Origin of the sequence: Reyranella sp. (assembly GCF_050185545.1) — a bacterium.
Lineage (GTDB): Bacteria > Pseudomonadota > Alphaproteobacteria > Reyranellales > Reyranellaceae > Reyranella.
Genome location: NZ_JBFWZI010000041.1, coordinates 32,266 through 47,236 on the forward strand (window position 1 = coordinate 32,266; position 14,971 = coordinate 47,236).

Below are 14,971 nucleotides of genomic sequence, written 5' to 3' on the forward strand. Positions count from 1 at the left end.
CTCGCTCGAGAGGTGTCGCGCCATGCGCGATGAAGGGGCCATGCTCTCTTGGACCGCGGGCGTCTCGCCCGCTCTTGAGTTATGAGCGGGCGGGACGCCCGCGGTCCAAGAGAGCATGACTTCTCCGCCCCGTATGACGGAGCACCTCCCCACTTCGTGGGGAGGAGAACGAGGAAGGCGCACTCGTGTCGACACGCGCGCCCTCGTGGGCGAGCAGCCATTGCTTGCGCGGCAGGCCGCCGCCGTAGCCGGTCAGAGTGCCGTCGGAGCCGATGACGCGATGGCAGGGCACGACGATGCTGATTGGATTCTGGCCGTTGGCGAGGCCGGCGGCGCGCACCGCCTTGGGCCGGCCGATGCGCCGCGCCAGCTCGGCGTAGCTGATCGTCTCGCCGCTGCGGATCTTGCGCAGGGCCCGCCAGATGCTGTTCTGGAAGGGCGTTCCGGCCATTTCCACGGGCAGCCGGTCGATAGCGTCGATGTCGCCTTTGAAATAGGCTCGAAGAGCGCTGGTGAGGCGGCCCGGGTCGCGGGCCGGCGCCAGCCTGTAGCCGCCCTTGCCGAAGTACCGATCGAGCAGCTGCAGCATGCGCGGCTCATGGTCGGTCCAGTCGATGGCGCGCAGCTTGCCGGCCCTGTCGGCCACGATCACGAGCTCGCCGATCGGCGTCGGCATGCGATCGACGAAGAGCTCGACGGGTTGGGACTTATGCTTGACCATGGGCTGCCATCCTGAGGTGTTGCATTGCGTACGCGTTCCACGGCCGCCAGTGCCGCGGCGCATCGTCGGGGAAGGCCGTCGCGACCGGGTCGCGCTCCCAGTCACCCGGTGCACGCAGGCCGGGCCGCCTGGCGATCAGCGGTGCCAGGCCAGGATCGCGCGCGAGGTGACTGTCGATGGTGGCGATGTCGGCGCCGAGATCGAACACGCGGCGCACCCGGGCGACGATGCCCGGCAGGGCCTTGACGCAGGGAAAGCGGATCGTGACCAGCACCGAGTTGCGGTCGGGGAGGTGGCCGACGGCAACAGTCCCTTCCGTGCCATCGAGCTCGACGCGGCGATGCCACGTGTCTCCTGTGATCCATTCCTCGCCCGAGGTTGCACGGGCGGCGAGCGCCGCCAGCATGCCGGGCCAGTCATAGGGTGGCCGATAGGCCAGTCGCAGGCTTACTCCGTCGCGCGTCGACTCCGCCGCGCCGGCCTTGCGGCGCAAGGCGCTCGGCGGGCGGCCGAACAGGTCGCGGAACGTCTCGTTGAAACGGCGGATGCTGCCGAAACCCGAAGCCAATGCCACTTGCGCCATTGGCAGATGGGTATCGTGCAGCAGCTGCTTGGCGAACAGGACGCGACGGGTCTGGGCGACCGCGACGGGCGATGCGCCGAGATGACGCTGGAACAGGCGGCGCAACTGCCGGGCGCCGACGCCGAGACGATCGGCCAGCCGCTCGACGTCGGCCTCCTCGCCGTCGAGCCCGCCTTCGGCGATCAGCGCCAGGGCGCGGCTGACCGTGTTGGCGCTGCCGCGCCAGAAGGCGAGGTCGGGGGCGATCTCCGGGCGGCAGCGCAGGCACGGCCGGAAGCCCGCCTCCTGGGCCGACGCCGCCGAGGCGTAGAAGCGGCAGTTCTGGAAGCGCGGCGTGCGGGCAGGGCACACCGGGCGGCAGTAGATGCCGGTCGAGGTGACGCCGACGAAGACACGGCCATCGAAGCGGGAATCGTGGCTCTCGAAGGCGCGGTAGTACGTTTTGCGGTCGAGCAATTCCATGCCGTGAGTTTCCCATGCGGTCGCGATCGATGCTCGCGGTTTTCGGACCTCTGCATCGGGCAAGCCTTCGCAGGCTCGACCTTTGACCCGGGAAAGGTCCCCGGCCACGACGTTCACCATCACCGGGTCGGCAAGACCTCGCAGGCTTGACCTTTGGCCCGGGAAAGGTATGCCTGATTTCTAGCATCTGGTATGTGAAATCGGCCGCTGCCGGGCAAGCGACAACGTCTATCGTGCGGCGAGGAAATTCGCCAACCATGACCAAAGACACGGCCGCCATCGGCTGGTCCGCACTTCTGCAGGCCCGATGGTTCTCGGCGCTGGCCGTCCTGGTCGGCGGCGTTCTGTTGCACTCCATGAATGTGCTGATGCTGGCGACCGTGCTGCCGAGTGTGGTCGATGACATCGGGGGCGCCGCGCTGCTCAGCTGGACGAGCACGGCCTACCTTGCCTCGTCGATCGTCGCCGCGACCTGCACCGGCTACCTCACGTCCAACATTGGAGCGCGCAACGCCTTCTGCATTGGTGCGCTCGTCTTCGGCATGGGAGCGCTGATCTGCGCGCTGGCGCCGTCGATGGCGTTGATCGTCGCCGGGCGGTTCGTGCAGGGGTTCGGCGGCGGCCTGCTGGCGGCGATCGCCTACGTGCTGGTGCGCAACACTTTCCCGAGCGAATTGTGGCCGCGCGCGTTTGCCCTGCTGTCTGGCGCCTGGAGCCTGTCCGTCGTCGTCGGGCCAATGGTCGGCGGCGTCTTCGCCCAGTACGGCAGCTGGCGCGGCGCCTTCCTGTGCGTGGCCGCCCTGGCGAGCATCCTTGCGATCGGAGCCTTCCAGGCGCTGCCGGCCGGATCGGCCGGCGTGGGCGCCGCGCGGCCTCCGGGGCTGCGTGTGGCCCTGGTCTGCGCGGCGATCGCCGTCATGTCGTTGAGCGCAATCGCCCCGCATGTTTTGGCCAAAGCGGGTCTTGTCGTGGCTTCCGTCGGACTGCTGGTGTCGATGCTGGCAATCGATCGCCGTGCGGCGATGCGGCTGCTTCCGAGCGACGCCTTCTCCCTGCAGTCGGTCACAGGCATGGGTCTTTGGCTGGTCCTGACCGTTTCCATTGCCTACAGCCCGCTGCAGGTCTTCATGCCGATCTTCCTCCAATCGCTGCACGGGCTCGACCCGTTGAGTGCCGGCTACATGGTTGCCGGAGGCTCGTTCGGCTGGACGGCGATTTCGCTGATGGTGGCGGGCCTGTCGTCGACAGCGAGCGGCCGCTTGTTGATTGCCGGGCCCATGATGATGGCGGCCGGGTCGCTCGGCATCGCCTTTCTGCTGCCGCTCGAGCCGGCGATCGTGGTGTTTCCGGCCATCTTCATGCTCGGCGCCGGCATCGGTTCCTGTTGGGCGTTCATCGCGCAGCGCGTCATGGCCGGCGCGCGAAAGGGCGAGGAGGATGTGGCCGCGTCCTCGGTCGCGACGGTGCAGCAGACCGGCTTTGCGCTCGGCGCGGCGGTGGCGGGGTTGGTGGCCAACGCGGCCGGCCTGTCCGCGGGTCTCGACCGCGCGGATGTCGCTCAGGCAGCCTTGTGGGTTCCGACGAGTTTCGTCCTGGCAGCCCTGCTCGCCGCGACCCTGGGCGCGCGCCTGGCCCGGCGGCACGTGCCCTGAGGCCCGCTCCTCGGGCACGTCACGTCCGATCTCCGCCAGACCGACGACCTGAAGCTTCGTACGCGTCTCCCGTTTGAAGAGGAGATGCATATGACAGAGGCTGGGGTTCAGGAGTTCGTAACCAAATTCGCCGCCGCCTGGGCGGCACGCGATGGCGAGGCTTTCGTGGCGCTCTGGCACCCCGACGGCATGCTGCATTCGCCGCTCTATGCTCGACCGGTCGCGGGCAGGGAACTCGGGAGGCTTACCGAATTGGTGCGTGACAGCGCCCCCGACCATGTCTGGCAATTGCTCGATTGGACCGCGCGCGGAGATGTCATCGTCATCGAATGGCAGGCGACGCGCGTGGTTGACGGCCGACGGTTCGATTGGCGCGGTGTCGACAGGTTCCGCCTGCGCGAAGGTCGTATCGCCGAGGAGCGGGTCTACATGGACACGGCGGCAATGCGAGCCGCGCGCAACCTCCGATGGCCGGAACCGATCATCGCCCTGGACTAAGGGCGTGTGCCGCGGACGGGCCGAGCAGGATCGCGCGACAATCGGGAAGACGCGTCCGAACGGCCTTGCCAGGATCGCCGCGCACGCGTCATCGACAAGAAGCGCGTGCCTTCGCTCGGCGCCGAAGCGACAGCCCGGGTGCGGCTGCTACCGTCCCTCCATCGTTCACCCAAGGAGAGGCAAATGGCCGATCTTCATGCGATTCACGATGGTCTCGTCGTCACGGCATTCTGGCAGGTCAACCCGGGGGAGGTGGAGGAAGTCGGCGGCATCCTGCGCGAGTTCCTGCCGCAGGCCCAGCGCGAGCCCGGCGTGCAGGCCTTCCAGATCCACCAGTCGCTGACCGAGCCGGAGAAGTTCTTCTTCTACGAGGTGTTCCGTGACGAGGCGGCCTTCGCCGCCCATCAGCAGACCGAGCATTTCAAGACCCTGATCGCCGGCCGCGCCGTCCCCAAGCTCGCCAAGCGCGAGCGCACGCAGCACCGGTTCGTGTAGGCTCACTCATTGCTGGGAGCGCGCCACTCCGATGGTGCTCATGGGTAGTGTGATCAGCAAGAAGAGCGCCATCCGAGTGGCGCGCTCCCAGCAATGACCCCTCTGTCGCCGAGGACGGAGACACCTCCCCAGCTTCGCTGGGGAGGGAGCGGAACTACACGTTCAGGTAGTCTCGGATGCGGCCGTAGGTGATGCGGGCGGCTACGGCCGTCTTCCAGAGTCCGTGGAAAGGTATGGCCTTCAGGTTGGTGATCGGCATGTCGATTTCCGACGCTTTGCCGCCCAGGACGCGGCGGGCGAGCTGTGGGCCCATGGCCGTGCTCATGGCGACGCCGCGGCCGTTGTAGCCCAGGCAGACCAGCACGCCCTCGGCCGGCTCGTGGATGTGCGGATAGTGGTCCATGGTGACCGCGAGCTGGCCGTTCCAGCCATGGGTGAACTTGACGTGGCGCAGCTGAGGCCACAGCCGATGCGTGTAGCGGATCAGGAACTGCATCTGATTGGCCGAATCGACGGGGCTCTGTTGGCAGCGGCCGCCCATCAGGACGCGGTTGGACGCATCGAGCCGGTAGTACACCGTGACCTTGCCGAGCTCGTACAGCGAGGAGCGCAGCGGGAAGATGTCGCGCGCAACGTCCTCGGGCAGCGGCTCGGAGGCAACGATGCCGCTGTACACGGGCACGATGGTGCGGCGCAGGTCGGGCCACATATCGTCGGTGTAGCCGTTGGTCGCCAGGACCAGCTTCTCGGCGCTGACCGTGCCGGTCGGCGTGCGCACGTTCCAGCGCCCGCCGTCGCGCCATACCCGGGTCGCCGGCGAGCTGCCATGGATCACGGCGCCGGCCTGCATTGCTGCTTGCGCCAAGCCGCGGGCGTAGCCGAGCGGGTTCACGTGGCCGCCGCGCCGGTCGAGCAGGGCGCGCAGGTAGCGCCGCGTGCCGGTTGCCGCGGCCAGGCCCGCCGGATCGAGGAGCTCGACGGGCATGCCGCGGCACGCATTCTGCTCGAAGCTCGCTTGCACCTCGGCGCCGCTGCCTGGCGTGTAGGCGGCGCGAATGGTGCCTGTCTGGCTCGCCTCGCAGGTGATCTGATGACGCCTGACCAGATCGAACACCACGTTCGGCGCATTCCACGAGAGCTCGACCATGCGGCGGCCGAGCTCGGGGCCGAAATCCGCCTCGACCCGGTCAGGGTCGTGCTTCAGGCCGGGATTGACTTGTCCGCCGTTGCGGCCCGAAGCGCCCCAACCCGGTTCATGCGCCTCCAGCACCACGACATCGGCGCCCTGCTCGGCGAGATGAAGGGCCGTCGACAGCCCGGTAAAGCCGCCGCCGATGATCGCGATCGACGCCCGCTTGTCGCCGTCGAGCGGCGGGGTGGTGACGGCCGCTCGTGCGGTGTCGGCATAAAGACTGGGCGGCAGCGGCCGGCGCGCGTACTCGGACAAGTGGACTATTCCGCGGCCTGCTGCGCGCCGGTCCACGGCCCGACGTCGAGGTAAGTACTCTGGTAGGTCGCGCCTTCGCCCATGTCGGTGTAGCGGTCGGAGCACAGCATGTTGATCGTGCCCGACACCGATTCGCTGGTCGGCCGTTGGCCCGGCACCAGGACGACGCCGGGCTGGACCTCGTCGCTCACGCGCAGAACCAGGCCGATCTCGCCGCGGTCGTTGAACAGGCGGACCGCCGCGCCGTCGGCCAGCCCGCGCTTGGCAGCGTCCTCGGGATGCAGCACGCAGAACGGCTTGCCCTCGCGGTCGCGCAGGAAGCCGACCCCGGAGAAGGCCGTATGGGCCTGGAAGTAGCCGGGGGCGGTCAGCAGACGCAGCGGCCAGCGCGCGGCGTCGGCCACCTCGATCGGATCGGGTTCCCAGTCCGGCACCGGCGACACGCCCTGCCTGGCAAGCTGCTCCGAGTAGAATTCGAGTTTGCCCGACGGCGTGGCGAAAGGCTGGCCGTCCAAATCGTGGGCAATGTGGATGGGCTCGCCAGCGAACAGCCTGGCGCGATCGGCCGCTGCCGCGGGGCCGGTTGCACCCTTGAACAGTTCTTCGGCAGCCTGCTGTGGCGCCAGGGTGAAGATCCTGTCGGCGAGGCCCATGCGCTTCGCCAGAGCCTGGGCGACGTCGAAGTTGGACCGGGCCTCGCCGCAGGGCCTGGCGGCCTGCCGGCCCCACTGCATCCAATAGGCGCCGTAGGCGCGGTAGAGATCGTCGGTCTCGAGATAGTTTGCCGCGGGCAGCACGATGTCGGCATAGCGCGCCGTATCGGTCAGGAAGGGGTCGTGCACGACCGTGAACAGGTCCTCCCGCGCCAGGCCGCGATGAACCTTGTGAGCCTCGGGACAGGTCACCGCGGGATTGTTGGCCGACACGTAAAGCGCGCGAATCGGCGGATCGCTCATCGTCAGCAGCGCTTCGCCGAGACGCAGATGATTGACCAGCCGCGCTGCGGCCGGGCCCGACGGCCTGCGCACCGCCGCGTAGTTCAGGTCGCACGACGCCGCCGTCAGGAGGAGGGCGCCGCCGCCCTTGACGGCGTAGTGGCCGCTTACACCGGGCAGCAGGGTCACCGCGCGCAACGCCTGGCCGCCGTGGGCGAGGCGGGTCATGCCTTCGCCCAGCCGGATCAGCGCCGCCTTGGCCCGGCCGTACAGTGCCGCGAGCTTCTCGATGTCCTGCACGGCGAGCCCGGTGATCTCGGCAACGCGCGCCGGCGGGAACTTCGGCAGGATGTCGCGCTCGACCTTGTCGAAGCCCAGCGTCTTGCCGGCGATGTAGGCACGATCGGCGAGGTTGTCGCGCACCAGGATGTGCATGATGCCGAGCGCCAGGGCCGCATCGGTGCCGATCCGGATGGGCAAATGGAGATCGGCGGCGCGGGCGCTGCGCGTGCGGCGCGGATCGATCACCACGATCGGCACGCCGCGCTTCTTCTTCTGCTCCTCGGCCAGCGCCCAGAAATGCACGTTGGTCGCCGCGAGGTCGGCGCCCCAGGAGATCACCAGGTCGGAATGCACGACCGACTCCGGGTCGGCGCCGCCGACCGGGCCAACCGTAACGTCCCACGAAGCCTCGCAGCAGGTGTCGCACACCGTGCCGGCCTGCAGGCGGGAGCTGCCCAGGGCATGGAACAGGCCGTTTACCAGGCCGCGATTCATCAAACCCTGATGGGCCGAGTAGGCGTAGCCGAGCAGCGCCAGCGGGCCGCTCTCGGCGATGATCGCCTTCCACCTGGCCGTGATCTCGTCCAGCGCCTCGGTCCAGCCGATCGGCTCGAACTGGCCGGAGCCCTTGGGGCCGACCCGGCGCAACGGGGTCCGAATGCGGTCGGGCGAATTCACCAGATCGGCGTCGCGGTTGACCTTGCCGCAGGCGAAACCCGCCGTGTAGGGGTGATCGGGATCACCCTGCACGCGGACGACCTTGCCGTCCTCGACATGCGCGATGAGCGAGCACATGTCGGGGCAGTCGTGCGCGCAGACGACTCGAACGGAATTCACCACGTCACCTCCCACAGAAGCGACGCAGTGTAGCAGAGCCCCTAGATAAGCTCGGCCTTACTTCTTCTTGGCCGCGCCCTTAGCTGGCGTCGCTTCCGGCTTGGCGCCGGTCGACTTGGTGCCGGCGCCCATGCCGCCACCGGCGCTGCCCGTCATGCCGAAGCGATCCTTGAAGCGCTGCACGCGGCCGCCACGGTCGATCGTCTGGCGAACCCCGGTCCACGCCGGATGGGTCTTGGGATCGATATCGAGGCGCAGCGAGGCGCCCTCCTTGCCCCAGGTCGACCGAGTCTCGAACGACGAACCGTCGGTCATCACCACCGTGATTTTGTGGTAGTCGGGGTGGGTCTTCTCTTTCATGCCAAGTCTCCAGCGCTTCAGGGCCGATTTCCGACCGGCCGGCGCAACAGGGCCGGGGATATACAGGCCCCACCCCCTGAGGACAAGCCCGTCACATCCCGGTTGTCGCCAGCCTGAGGGGCCTGTAGACCGGCCAAAACCATGGATAACAGCGCCTTCGAAATCCTGGCCGACAGCCTGCTCGACACGCTCGAGGAGGCGATCGGAGCCCACGCCGATGCCGAGCGGCAAGGCGGCGTTCTGACCGTCGACGGCGACGACGGGACGTGGCTCGTCAACAAACATGCACCCACCCGGCAGATCTGGCTTAGCTCGCCGCGGAGCGGCGCCCGGCACTACGCGTTCGATGCGGCCAGCGGGCGATGGCAGGACACCAGGGGTGGGGACGATCTGTTGACCCTCCTGTCGAGCGAGCTGGGGCTTTCCCTGGCCTGGCGGCCGCAATGAGCCGGTTCGGCGGGCTCGCCCTGCTGGGACCCTATCTCCGGCCCTATCGTGGCAAGGTCGCGCTCGCCTTGTTGTCCCTGCTGATCGCCGCCGGCACCGTGCTGGCGTTCGGCGCCTGCCTGCGGGCCCTGATCGACCGCGGCTTTGCCGACGGCCGGCCGGACATCCTGAACTATGCGCTGGCGTCGCTGGTGGTCGTCGCGGTGGTGCTGGCGTTTGCCTCGGGAGCCCGCTTCTACCTCGTGTCGTGGCTCGGCGAGCGGGTGGTGGGAGATCTGCGGCGCGACCTGTTCGCCCACGTAATTCGGCTCGGGCCGGCGTGGTTCGAGATCAAGCGCTCGGGCGACGTCATGAGCCGCATCTCGGCCGATGCCCAGCTGATCGAGCAGGTGATCGGCTCATCGGCCTCGGTGGCGCTGCGCAACACGCTGATGTGCGTCGGCGGCGTGGTGATGCTCGTGGTGACCAACCCGAAGCTCGCCTTGCTGGTGCTGGCCATGGTGCCGCTGGTCGTGGCGCCGATCATCCTGTTCGGGCGCAAGGTCCGGGCGCTGTCGCGCGAGGCGCAGGCGCGCATGGCCGACATGGTGTCGGAGGGCGCCGAGACCCTGGACGCGGTGCGCACCGTGCAGGCCTTTGCCCAGGAAGAGAATGCTTCCAGGAAGTTCGGCCAGGCGACCGAGCGCGCCTTCGACGCCGCCCGGCGGCGCATCGCGCGGCGCGCCGTGATGACCACCCTGGTGATCTTCATCGTCTTTTCGGCGGTGGGCTTCCTGCTGTGGATCGGCGGTCACGACGTTCTCGACGGGCACATCAGTGCCGGCGACCTCTCGGCCTTCATCTTCTATGCCGTCCTGGTGGCGGGATCGGGCGGCGCTATCAGCGAGACCATCGGCGACCTGCAGCGCGCCGCCGGCGCCGCCGAGCGGCTGGCCGAGTTGCAGGCTGAACCACCTGCCATAGCCGAGACGACGGCGCCCAAGGCGCTGCCGCAGATGGTGCAGGGCAGCGTCCAGTTCGAGGGCGTCTCCTTTCGCTATCCGACCCGCCCCGAAACGCTGGCGCTCGATCATTTCGATATCGACGTGGCGCCCGGCGAGACGGTCGCCATCGTCGGCCCGTCAGGTGCCGGCAAGACCACCGTGTTCAACCTGCTGCTGCGCTTCTACGACCCGGACGCGGGCGTCGTCCGGCTCGACGGGATCGACATCCGCGACCTGCGCTTCGCCGATCTCCGCCGCACGCTGGCGATCGTGCCGCAGGAGCCCGTGCTGTTCACCGCCTCGGTCGCGGACAACATTCGCTATGGACGACCGGATGCCTCAGATGCCGAGATACGCGCTGCCGCCGAGGCCGCGTCGGCACTCTCGTTCATCGAGGCGATGCCCCGGGGCTTCGCCACCAATCTCGGCACCCGCGGCGTGCGCCTGTCGGGCGGGCAGCGCCAGCGCCTCGCCATCGCCCGCGCGTTGCTGTGTGATCCCGCCATTCTGCTGCTTGACGAGGCGACCAGCGCGCTCGATGCAGAGAGCGAGCTGGCGGTTCAAAAGGCACTTGACCGGCTGATGCATCGGCGCACCACGCTGGTCATCGCCCATCGCCTGGCAACGGTGCAGAAGGCAGACCGCATTATCGTGATCGATCAGGGCCGCGTCGTCGATGCCGGACGCCATGGTGACTTGGTCTGTCGCGGCGGACTCTACGCCAGGTTGGCCGAGCTGCAGTTCAATCTTTCCGCAGCGGCAAGCTGACAGAGCACGAATTTTTCGATCTCGGCTCGTCGGGCCCCAGAGCACAAAGAAGTCACGCGGCACTGGCCCCGCTCCATTGTTGCTCCGGCAGGCTGGTCGTCCTCCCCTGTTCGGTGACGCCCGGTGCAACGGTCCTGCTATTTTTCCCGCCACGCTTTCGCGATCTGGTCGCCCAAGGGCTTGGTCAGGTAGGAGATGACCGTCCGGTCGCCCGTCTGGATGAAGCTTTCGACAGGCATCCCGGGCAGGAGCTTGAGCCCGCCAAGTCGTGCAATCTCTTCAGCGGCGGGGACGATGCGCACCGTGTAGTAGGTCGCGCCGGTTTTTTCGTCCTTTGTAACATCGGCCGAGACAAGACTGACGGTGCCATCTATTTCCGGAGTGGTCCGCTGGTTGAAAGCGGAAAAGCGCAACACCGCCCGCTGCCCGATTCGCACCTGGTCGATGTCCTGCGGTGCGATCTTGGCTTCCACCGTGAGGCCGTCGGCTTTGGGCACGATGACCATCAGCGGCTCGGCCGCATTGGCGACGCCGCCCACGGTGTGAATCGTCAATTGATGGACAACGCCATCCTGTGGAGCACGGATGTCTATCCGCTTGAGCTGGTCCTCGGCCGCGACCCGCTTTTCGGCGAGTTCCGCCAGCTTGCCTCTGATATCGGCCAGCTCCTTGCCGACCTGGGTACGAAGGTCCTGGTCGATCTGGATGATCTGAAGCTCGATTTCGCTGATCTTGCCTCTTGTCTGGGCGATCGACGACACAAGGGTTCCACGCTCGCCATCGAGGCGCGCCGCGTCGCGCTCCAACGCTGTCAGCCGATTGATTGGTATCAGGTTCTTCTGCCAGAGCTCCCGGGTTCCCTTGAGTTCCTTCCCAATCAGCTCGGTCTCGCGCTCCTTGGCCTTGATCTGGTCCATCATGCCCTGGATCTGCTCGGTCAACTGCGCAATCCGCTCGCCCAGCTGGGCCTTCTGGCCCTGCCGAGCCTTGACCCGCACTTCGAAGAGGCGGCTCTCTTCTTCAATAAGGCCGGCCACACTGGGCTCGGACTTTCGCGCCAGTAATTCGCCCGGAAATTTCACGCGTTCGAGCCCGTCCTGCTCCGCCTTAAGGCGAGCCTGGTTGGCCGTGAGCTCGTCCATCGTCCTGGAAATGACGGCGAGATTGGCACGCGTGATGGTGCCATCGAGCCGGATCACGATGTCGCCGCCGCGCACCTCGCTGCCGTCGCGCACGTTGAGTTCGCCAACCACCCCGCCGGTCGGATGCTGAACCTTCTTGACATTGCTGTCCACGACCAGGGCACCCGGCGCGATGATTGCCCCGGAAAGCTCCGTGGTCGCGGACCAGCCGCCGACGCCCAGCACTATGGCGCTTGTCACGATGGTGGCGCCGAGGATTGCTTTGCGCAGCGATCTGACCGTCTTCGACGTTGTTGCCATCACGTCGCTCCTGCGATTGCCATCTTTGCCGGGACGGGCACGGATGCCCGAGCCATCGGCCGCATGATCTGGTCTTTTGGTCCGAAGGCCTTGGCTTGACCGTTTGCGAGCACAAGTACCTGGTCGATGCCGGCCACGGCACTTGGACGATGGGTGATCATGACGACGACCCCGCCTCGTGCTCGAACGGTTGCAATGGCCTTCACCAATGCTTTCTCGCCGTCGATGTCGAGGTTCGAATTGGGCTCATCGAGAACTACCAGGAAGGGATCACCGTAGAGGGCCCGGGCGAGCGCAATACGCTGACGCTGCCCACCTGAGAGCGATATTCCATCCTCGCCGATGCGCGTGTCGTAACCCTGTGGCAGCCGCACGATCATGTCGTGAACACCGGCCTTCTCGGCTGCGCTTATGATCGCTTCCGGATCTGCCTTCGGATCGAAGCGCGCGATGTTTTCGCCGATCGTTCCTTCGAACAGCTCGATATCCTGGGGAAGGTAGCCGATGGATTGGCCTAGCAGTTCGGGCGAGTACTGCTCAAGCGCCGCGCCGTCCAGCCGTACGGTACCCCGCCGGGGCGCCCACACCCCGACCAGGCCGCGAGCGAGCGACGATTTTCCTGACGCACTCGGGCCGATGATGCCCAAGCCGCTGCCGCTGTTGAGGGTGAAGGACACGTCGACGACTACCGGCCGCGTGCCGCCGGGTGGTACCAGGGAAAGTCCCTCGACCGACAGGGAAGAGGCGGGCTTCCGAAGCGGCAGGGCTTCAGGCTGCCTGGGCAGAGCGGAGAGGAGCTCTCGCAGCCGTGCCCAGCTCTGCCGCGCGGCGGAGAAACCCTTCCAGTGTGCGATCACCTGCTCGGCTGGCGCCAGCGCTCGCGCCGACAGGATCGAGCCGGCAATTATGACGCCGGCGGACGCCTCGCCGTGAATCACGAGATAGGCGCCGATACCGAGAACGCCGGACTGCAGGGCCATCCGCGTTACCTTGGACAGGCCACCCAGGCCGCTCGCTATGTCGCCCGCCTGGTCGTGCGCATCCAGGTGCTTCCGGTTGATCGACTCCCAAGCTGCCGTCAGTCGCGATGTCATGCCCATGGCAGTTATGACTTGGGCATTGCGGCGACTGGCCTCGGCAAGGTTGTTGCGGATCGCCCCCTGCGTGGCAACTGCGCGGATCGGCCTGCGCGTGAAGGCCTCCGTGCAAATGGCCAGGCAAATGAGGAAGACGGCACCGGCTGTTGCAGCCAGGCCGATCATCGGATGAAACAGGAAGCAGATGACCAGATAGAACGGCATCCAGGGCAGGTCGAAAAAGCTGAGCGGACCACCGCTGGCGAGGAACTGGCGAACCTGGTCGAGGTCGCGCATCGGCTGCAGCCCCAGCCGTCCTCCCTTTTCTGTGAGTTGAAGTCGGACGATGAGGTCGAACGCATGCGGGCTGAGCCGCTCGTCGAAGCAGCGCGCGATCCGTGCCATGACGCGGTTGCGCAGGAAGTCGAGCACGCCTTGGCCGAAATAAAGCGTTGCCGCCAATATCGAGAGCGCGACGAGAGTGGGAATGCTGCGACTGGGAATTACCCTGTCGTAGACCTGCAGCATGTAGAGTGACCCGGTCAGGTAGAGCGTGTTCAAGAGCGCGCTGAACAAACCTAGTGCCAGCAGGATTCCACGATAGTTGCTCAGCCTGGGCAGGGCGTCGTCCCGTGAGACGATCGAATGTGAATTCCAGGCCATGGCTTCTCTCGGATATCCCGGTTGCCCGATCGATGGCGGTCGGGGTGAACGTGCAGGGGGAGATATCGCGGTCGCGCCGGTGTGAAAGCTCGGGGATCTACCAGCTCGTAAAACTACGAGCGCGGCCGAGCTCGCGCAGCGTCGTTGGGTCACACCGTAATGGCACGAGCTGTTTTCGAGCGCCTGGGCGCTCTAGTTGACGCCCGAAGCCCGCGTCATCGCTGGCGGGGCGTGACGGAGCAAGAGCGAGGACACTATGACATTCGGTGACTATCTGGCGTTCAATCTCAACGGCGAGAGTGTGGGGACACCCTCACCGCAACCGACGGTGCAGGTCAAGATCATCGACAATGGCGATGGCACTCTCACTTTCCAGGTTCTGCAAGCGGCGAGTGGAACCGTCGGTGACATCTCCGCCTTTTGGTTCGATGTCGCGAACGAATCGCTGATCGGAAGTCTATCGGCGGCCGCACTCCCGAGCCCCACTGGAACTGGGACGCCGACGATCAGCTTGAAGCAGGGCGACGACAACGTGCAGGCCTTGAACGGGCAGGACAACCTTCAGGGTGTTGGCTACGGCAGCGATGGCGGTTTCGACGTCGGTATCGAAGTCAACCAGACTCCGGACCGGATCGACGACTACTTGTCCTTCAGCTTCAGGCTGAGCAGTGCCACGCAACCGTTGTCGCTGTCCGATTTCCAGAATGTCGACTTCGCCATTCGCATCACCTCCACCGGGCCGGATACGGACCTGGATGGTGACGGCGACGGCGGCGGCTCCTGGAAAATTCTCGGCTCGAGCCCCAATGGCATGCCCGCGATGTCGATCGACAAGGTGGTGACGGGCGTGTTCAACGCCGACGGCAGCGCCGACGAGGACGGCCAGGCCGATGCGGCCGGCGACTACGTGACCTACGACATCACGGTGGCCAATATCGGCAACATCACGCTGACCGGCGTGGCCATCGACGACCCGCTGCTGGGCGGCGCGATGGCGTCGGGCGTGACGCTCGCTGTCGGCGGCTCCTACAGGGTGGGTGGCAGCTACACGGTGACCCAGGCCGACCTCGACAGCCGGGGCGGCGGCGACGGCAGCCTCGACAACACGGCGACGGCCGCGTCCGCCGAGACCGACCCGGTCAGCGACAGCGAGCATGTCGGGCTGCTGTACGATCCCGCGATGTCGATCGACAAGGTGGTGACGGGCGTGTTCAACGCCGACGGCAGCACCGACGAGGACGGCCAGGCCGATGCGGCCGGCGACTACGTGACTTACGACATCACGGTGGCCAACACCGGCAACATCACGCTGACCGGCGT

Annotated in this window: 12 protein-coding genes and 1 pseudogene; 6 read left to right on the top strand and 7 right to left on the bottom strand. The window is 66.8% G+C overall.

Going from position 1 to position 14,971, the window contains the following annotated elements; translation table 11 throughout:
• Positions 1–79 precede the first annotated feature (79 nt).
• Both ogt and AB7O82_RS14010 read right to left on the bottom strand, forming a co-directional pair.
• Positions 80–721, bottom strand: coding sequence for a methylated-DNA--[protein]-cysteine S-methyltransferase (gene ogt / locus AB7O82_RS14005; RefSeq protein WP_428556164.1), 642 nt, complete (start codon positions 719–721; stop codon positions 80–82).
• Positions 708–1,766, bottom strand: a complete 1,059-nt coding sequence (locus AB7O82_RS14010; protein WP_428556162.1) for a bifunctional transcriptional activator/DNA repair enzyme AdaA — start codon at positions 1,764–1,766, stop codon at positions 708–710. Before AB7O82_RS14010 ends, ogt begins: the two co-directional genes overlap by 14 nt.
• Positions 1,767–1,912: 146 nt before the next feature.
• Here AB7O82_RS14010 and AB7O82_RS14015 point away from each other — a divergent pair, with 146 nt between their 5' ends.
• The 3 genes from AB7O82_RS14015 to AB7O82_RS14025 all read left to right on the top strand — a co-directional run bounded on the left by AB7O82_RS14015 (position 1,913) and on the right by AB7O82_RS14025 (position 4,411).
• Positions 1,913–3,418: an MFS transporter gene (locus tag AB7O82_RS14015; RefSeq protein ID WP_428619610.1), complete on the top strand. Its 1,506-nt coding sequence runs from the start codon at positions 1,913–1,915 to the stop codon at positions 3,416–3,418.
• Between the two features lie 90 nt (positions 3,419–3,508).
• On the top strand, positions 3,509–3,916 hold the full coding sequence (locus AB7O82_RS14020) for a nuclear transport factor 2 family protein (protein WP_428553020.1): 408 nt from the start codon (positions 3,509–3,511) through the stop codon (positions 3,914–3,916).
• A gap of 183 nt (positions 3,917–4,099) precedes the next feature.
• A complete protein-coding gene (locus AB7O82_RS14025) occupies positions 4,100–4,411 on the top strand; it encodes a putative quinol monooxygenase (RefSeq protein WP_428619612.1) in 312 nt (103 codons plus the stop codon).
• 154 nt (positions 4,412–4,565) lie between these two features.
• Here the strand turns inward: AB7O82_RS14025 and AB7O82_RS14030 are convergent, their stop codons facing one another.
• From AB7O82_RS14030 to rpmE, 3 genes and pseudogenes are all read right to left on the bottom strand, one after another.
• The gene (locus tag AB7O82_RS14030) at positions 4,566–5,858 is read right to left on the bottom strand and encodes an NAD(P)/FAD-dependent oxidoreductase (RefSeq protein WP_428619614.1); all 1,293 of its coding nucleotides are present in this window, start codon (positions 5,856–5,858) and stop codon (positions 4,566–4,568) included.
• A gap of 5 nt (positions 5,859–5,863) precedes the next feature.
• Positions 5,864–7,912, bottom strand: a complete 2,049-nt coding sequence (locus AB7O82_RS14035) for a molybdopterin-containing oxidoreductase family protein (protein ID WP_428553028.1) — start codon at positions 7,910–7,912, stop codon at positions 5,864–5,866.
• A 147-nt stretch (positions 7,913–8,059) separates the two neighbouring features.
• A pseudogene (gene rpmE, locus AB7O82_RS14040) lies at positions 8,060–8,272 on the bottom strand (50S ribosomal protein L31); the annotation flags it as partial.
• A gap of 141 nt (positions 8,273–8,413) precedes the next feature.
• Here rpmE and cyaY point away from each other — a divergent pair.
• Both cyaY and AB7O82_RS14050 read left to right on the top strand, forming a co-directional pair.
• A complete protein-coding gene (gene cyaY, locus AB7O82_RS14045) occupies positions 8,414–8,719 on the top strand; it encodes an iron donor protein CyaY (RefSeq protein WP_428553031.1) in 306 nt (101 codons plus the stop codon).
• Complete coding sequence (locus AB7O82_RS14050) at positions 8,716–10,470, top strand: ABC transporter transmembrane domain-containing protein (RefSeq protein WP_428553034.1); 1,755 nt, start codon at positions 8,716–8,718, stop codon at positions 10,468–10,470. The genes cyaY and AB7O82_RS14050 overlap by 4 nt, the downstream gene beginning before the upstream one ends.
• A gap of 137 nt (positions 10,471–10,607) precedes the next feature.
• Here the strand turns inward: AB7O82_RS14050 and AB7O82_RS14055 are convergent, their stop codons facing one another.
• On the bottom strand, positions 10,608–11,912 hold the full coding sequence (locus AB7O82_RS14055; protein ID WP_428619617.1) for an HlyD family type I secretion periplasmic adaptor subunit: 1,305 nt from the start codon (positions 11,910–11,912) through the stop codon (positions 10,608–10,610).
• Positions 11,912–13,651: a type I secretion system permease/ATPase gene (locus tag AB7O82_RS14060; RefSeq protein ID WP_428619620.1), complete on the bottom strand. Its 1,740-nt coding sequence runs from the start codon at positions 13,649–13,651 to the stop codon at positions 11,912–11,914. Before AB7O82_RS14060 ends, AB7O82_RS14055 begins: the two co-directional genes overlap by 1 nt.
• A gap of 256 nt (positions 13,652–13,907) precedes the next feature.
• Between AB7O82_RS14060 and AB7O82_RS14065 the strand changes: the two genes are divergently transcribed.
• Positions 13,908–14,971 (top strand): DUF7507 domain-containing protein (locus AB7O82_RS14065; protein WP_428619622.1); only part of this gene is annotated, 1,064 nt, incomplete at its 3' end.

Coding starts and splice junctions, on each gene's coding strand:
- ogt (WP_428556164.1), bottom strand. CDS start 721: ATGGTCAAGCATAAGTCCCAACCCGTCGAGCTCTTCGTCGATCGCATG.
- AB7O82_RS14010 (WP_428556162.1), bottom strand. CDS start 1,766: ATGGAATTGCTCGACCGCAAAACGTACTACCGCGCCTTCGAGAGCCAC.
- AB7O82_RS14020 (WP_428553020.1), top strand. CDS start 3,509: ATGACAGAGGCTGGGGTTCAGGAGTTCGTAACCAAATTCGCCGCCGCC.
- AB7O82_RS14025 (WP_428619612.1), top strand. CDS start 4,100: ATGGCCGATCTTCATGCGATTCACGATGGTCTCGTCGTCACGGCATTC.
- cyaY (WP_428553031.1), top strand. CDS start 8,414: ATGGATAACAGCGCCTTCGAAATCCTGGCCGACAGCCTGCTCGACACG.
- AB7O82_RS14050 (WP_428553034.1), top strand. CDS start 8,716: ATGAGCCGGTTCGGCGGGCTCGCCCTGCTGGGACCCTATCTCCGGCCC.
- AB7O82_RS14055 (WP_428619617.1), bottom strand. CDS start 11,912: ATGGCAACAACGTCGAAGACGGTCAGATCGCTGCGCAAAGCAATCCTC.
- AB7O82_RS14060 (WP_428619620.1), bottom strand. CDS start 13,651: ATGGCCTGGAATTCACATTCGATCGTCTCACGGGACGACGCCCTGCCC.